This window comes from Labrys sp. 22185 (assembly GCF_052045555.1).
Taxonomy (GTDB): Bacteria; Pseudomonadota; Alphaproteobacteria; order Rhizobiales; family Labraceae; genus Labrys; species Labrys neptuniae.
In genome coordinates, this window is record NZ_JBQEPH010000098.1 from 1 (window position 1) to 4,288 (window position 4,288).

The following is a 4,288-nucleotide window of genomic DNA, read 5'->3' on the forward strand; positions in this document are numbered from 1 at the left end:
TCAGGCCATCTCGAGCTTGAAGCGTGCGATGCTCCCGCTCAGATTGCTGGCGACATGGTTGAGTTCATCGATGGCCGAACTGGACTGGCGCAGGGATTCCACTGTCTGCTGCGTCGCTTCGGTCAGCTGGATGAGCGCCTCGCTGATCTGCTCGGCACCCGTCGCCTGCGCCTGCATGCCTTCGCTGACGGATTCATAGCGCGGTGTCAGCGCCTGCACTTGCGTGATGATTTCGGAAAGCTTGGCACCGATCTCATGGACATCCTGGAGGCCGCGCCGCACTTCCTCCGAGAACTTGTCCATGCCCATGACGCTGGCCGATACGGCGGACTGGATCTCTTTGACCATCTGCTCGATGTCGTAGGTGGCGACGGCGGTCTGGTCGGCCAAGCGCCGAATTTCCGAGGACACCACGGCAAAGCCGCGCCCGTATTCACCGGCCTTTTCCGCTTCGATCGCGGCGTTGAGCGACAACAGATTGGTCTGGTCGGCCACTTTGGTAATCGCCGTGACCACCTGGTTGATGTCGCTGGCCTTTTCGTTCAGCACGGCGAGCTTGGCGGTGATGGAGCTGGCGGCGCCCATCACCTGGTTCATCGTGTCTTCCATATGGGCCAGCTCGACCTTGCCCCCGGATGCCAGATTGGCGGTGTGCTCCGAGACCGTCACGACGTCGGACATCGTCCGGACCAGTTCCCTGGAGGTTGCAGCGATCTCACGCGAGGTCGCCCCGATCTCCGTGGTGGTCGCGGCGACTTCCGAAGCCGTGGCCTGCTGCTGTTTGGACGTCGCCGCAATCTCGGTCATCGAGGTGCTGACGCGGATGCCCGAGCGCTGGACCTGGCCGACGAGTTCCATCACTTCGTCGGCCATGCGGTTATAGCCTTCGCCGAGATCGCCCAACTCGTCCTGTCGAACGATCTGCATGCGCTGGGTGAAGTCACCCTTGCGCATGGTGTCCATCAACGTCTTCAACTGCAGCAGGGGCCTGGTGATGGCGCGCAGCAGCGAAAAGCCCGCGACGGCGGCGACCACCAAAGCCAAGGCGATTGCTCCCAGCTCAGCAAACAGCAGAGAATGAATATCGGAGGCTATTTTGTCGGGTATCGCAAAAGCCTTCCTCTCATTGAGAGAAACCACATCATCGATAGCTGCAGAGGTGGCTTGAAACGCCCTTTCGACAAACGCCGCCGCTTGCATCTCTGCCTGGCTTCCCGATGGCGCAACCATCTCCTCCCGGAGCCTATTCCTTGCCCGGTCGTAGTCAGCATAGGTGTTTTTGAACCGCGTGAAGATCTGACGGTCGTCCTCGGCAAAGATAGTTTGTTCGTAACCTTCGAAGAGACGCTCCACCGCCGCGCCGGAATGGGCGGACTGGTCCTGGCTCAGGGCTTTGGGCGATACGCTCCGTTCTTTGACGAAGGCAAGATAGTCGTTGATGATCGCATCCTTGATCAGGCTGCTTGCGTGTATGCCGGCGACAGAATCCGTCTTTAGGCTGGAGACATACTCCTCCATAGTACTGAGCCGCCAATAAGCAAATAGCCCGACGGCCAGAACCACGGCCAGAACGACACCAAAGCTCAGCAATATGCGGGCGCTGATGGTCAGTTTTTTCATCGGAGATGCCGGCCCATTGGATTCCTGCATTGCTATCGAGCTAGGAGTATCAGTTTACCCCTCTGCTCGCTGAAATATCGGACACGCCCACGCCCCATTATTGTCGGTAGTTACCAAAAGATTCGTTCGAAATCTATATGCTTGAATATTAATCATAGAACTGCATTGCGGCAGAAACGGCGGGTTTCGTGTTATGTTCTCAATGTTTTACAAGAAATTTCGAATGTTTAAGGAGGGCATGTAGGTATTATTTATTCTCCCAATGTAATTGTTGACTGTGTTGTGAGTTGTGGCGTCGCTAGCTGCTTAAATAGGGTATTCGGCTGTCCGGGCTCCTCGTTTTGCCTATTGGAGTGCTGCGCTCCGAGCGGATGATAATCGTAGTCTGTTTTGAAGCAGCCACTGGAGTGAACCCCGCGGGCTGGACCAGGAGCGGCTGCCGAACTAAGCCGCCTTCTGGGCAAGTTGAATTTCAAATTCCTCTGGTGTTCGATAACCAAGAGCTGAATGTAGCCTTTTCGAATTGTAGACTTCTTCGATGAACCTGGGCAATCGTTCGGTCACGTCGGCAAAGCTGTCATAGTCAGCCACATAGACGTCCTCGACCTTCAAGGTCTTCATAAAGCTCTCGGCCTGAGCATTGTGGTAGGGGTTGCCGACCGCGCTCATGGAGCCGCGCAGCCCTGCTGTGTCGAGCGCCTTTCGGTAGGTCTCGGAAGCGTATTGGCACCCACGGTTCGTGTGATGAATGCAGCCTGGCGGCAGTCTCCTGCTTGCCAGAGCGCAGCCCAAGGCTGCGAGCGCCAACGGCGTGTCGAGCCGTCGGGACAAGGCGTAGCCGATGACCTTGCGGCTGCAAGCATCGAGAATGACGGCCAGATGGCAGAAGCCGATGGCGATTCTCACCCTGTTCGTCGCGGATTCTCATCCTGTTTGTCGCGCTGCACCATTCTTTAATTCGGCTGGTTAAGCCAGGGGACTCAACGGTCCGTTCGCCTGGATCCATCGGAGCTGATGGGGCCCCGGGGATTAGGTTACATGGGGTGTGGATCAAGCCTTCGCTATGACAGCGCCCTCGATCACGACACCGCTCATGGCGTATTTCCAGAAGGCCACGAGCAGCTTGCGCGCCAGCGCGATGATGGCAACCTTCTTGCCGCGTCCGCCGTTGTGGCTGATACGCTCCCGGAACCAGCGGGATAGAGCCGAATCCGGCTGGTAGAGCAGCCACAGCCAGGCGGCCTGAACCATCGTCGTGCGCAACCGCGGATTCCCGGACTTTGAGACACCCTGCTCGCGATCGATCGAGCCGCTGCGCCATGGCGAGGGTGCCAGCCCGGCATAGGCGGCGATCTGGCGTCGGTTGTCGAAGTGCCGGAACAGCCCTTCGCTGGCGAGGACACTCGCGAACTCTGGGCCTATGCCCTTGAGGGTGCCAAGCATCGCTTGAGGCGACGTTTTGGATGTATCGTCACGCTCGGCCAACACATTTGATCTGCTCGACGAGCATCTCGAGCCGGTCCAACTCGCGATTGAGCTGCGCCTTGAGATGCAAGGGTAGCGACTTGCCATCGCCTGTCCGCAGTTCCTCCAGGCATTCACGCCGATCTCGCCGGTTCGGCTCGTAGCCCCGAATGCCGACGCTGAAGAGCAGGCCTTTGATGCGGTTTGTATGCAGCGTTCGTTCCTTGACCAGCGCCTTGCGTTCCCTTCCGATCCGGCGGCGATCCTCCTCCTCGACCGCTGGCACGCGGACCATCGAGCACACCCTTGGTTCACCGCGCATCCAAGCCATCAGGGTGCGGACCAGCGTCTCACCGTCGATCCTGTCGGTCTTCGCCCGCCGATGCCGGCGCGACACCGCAATCGAAGCGGCGTCGACCACATGGCTGGTGATCCAGTCTTCCGACGCCAAGGCTCGATGGATCCAGAAGCCATCGAGCCCTGCTTCCTGAATAGCGATCACCGGATAGCGTTGACCTTCGCGGGCTTGTGCCTTGTCGCGCAGCGCATCCAGACACGCCAGAAGTGCTGGCATATCACCACCCGGTACCGAGTGCCGGGACATCTTCTCGCAGCCTGGCGATAGCGAGGTCACCAGCCATGACGATTTCGACAGCTCCAGCGAGACGAAAATTGCGCGAAGATCAACTCGGATGGCGGCAGGCTGCGAGATGGCTTCTGCTGACATGCCAAATCCTTCCACAGTGGTTGGTAGCAAACCGACTCTGATCTCCCTCAGGCCGCTATCCAACTCTCATCATGGGATCTTTTTTATGCCGACAGCGCAGTGGTGCGCCCGCACGATGGTGCTATCGATCATGTCGGCGGACCGCTCCCGACCCGCCATTTCGGCCAGAGTTTCGAGCATGGCGTCGAACACCCCCGTCTCGACCCAACGCCGATAGCGGCGGAAAACGCTGTTCCACTTGCCATATTCGTCCGGCAGGTGACGCCACTGCGAACCGGTGCGCGCCATCCACATCATGCCCTCGAAGAAGGGGCGGTTGTCACCCGCTGGTCGGCAACCGCGCCCCCGCTCCGATGGAAGAAGAGGGCCGATCAGCACCCATTCTTCATCCGACACCCCAATCCGCTCGCCCAAGCCTGCCTCCCAAAAAGCAGCCTTGAATCAACCAGGACTCACCCAGTCAAGCTTTGTCCACGA

Annotated in this window: 3 protein-coding genes and 1 pseudogene; all 4 read right to left on the reverse strand. The window is 59.0% G+C overall.

Annotated elements, in window-relative coordinates:
* The 4 genes and pseudogenes from ACTJKX_RS37895 to ACTJKX_RS37910 all read right to left on the reverse strand — a co-directional run bounded on the left by ACTJKX_RS37895 (position 1) and on the right by ACTJKX_RS37910 (position 4,225).
* A complete protein-coding gene (locus ACTJKX_RS37895; protein WP_440728476.1) occupies positions 1–1,620 on the reverse strand; it encodes a methyl-accepting chemotaxis protein in 1,620 nt (539 codons plus the stop codon).
* Positions 1,621–2,064: 444 nt separating this feature from the next.
* Positions 2,065–2,526, reverse strand: a complete 462-nt coding sequence (locus tag ACTJKX_RS37900) for a transposase (RefSeq protein WP_440728477.1) — start codon at positions 2,524–2,526, stop codon at positions 2,065–2,067.
* Between the two features lie 144 nt (positions 2,527–2,670).
* Positions 2,671–3,811: pseudogene (locus ACTJKX_RS37905) on the reverse strand (IS110 family transposase).
* A 69-nt stretch (positions 3,812–3,880) separates the two neighbouring features.
* A complete protein-coding gene (locus ACTJKX_RS37910) occupies positions 3,881–4,225 on the reverse strand; it encodes an IS5 family transposase (protein WP_440727959.1) in 345 nt (114 codons plus the stop codon).
* Between the last annotated feature and the right edge of the window lie 63 nt (positions 4,226–4,288).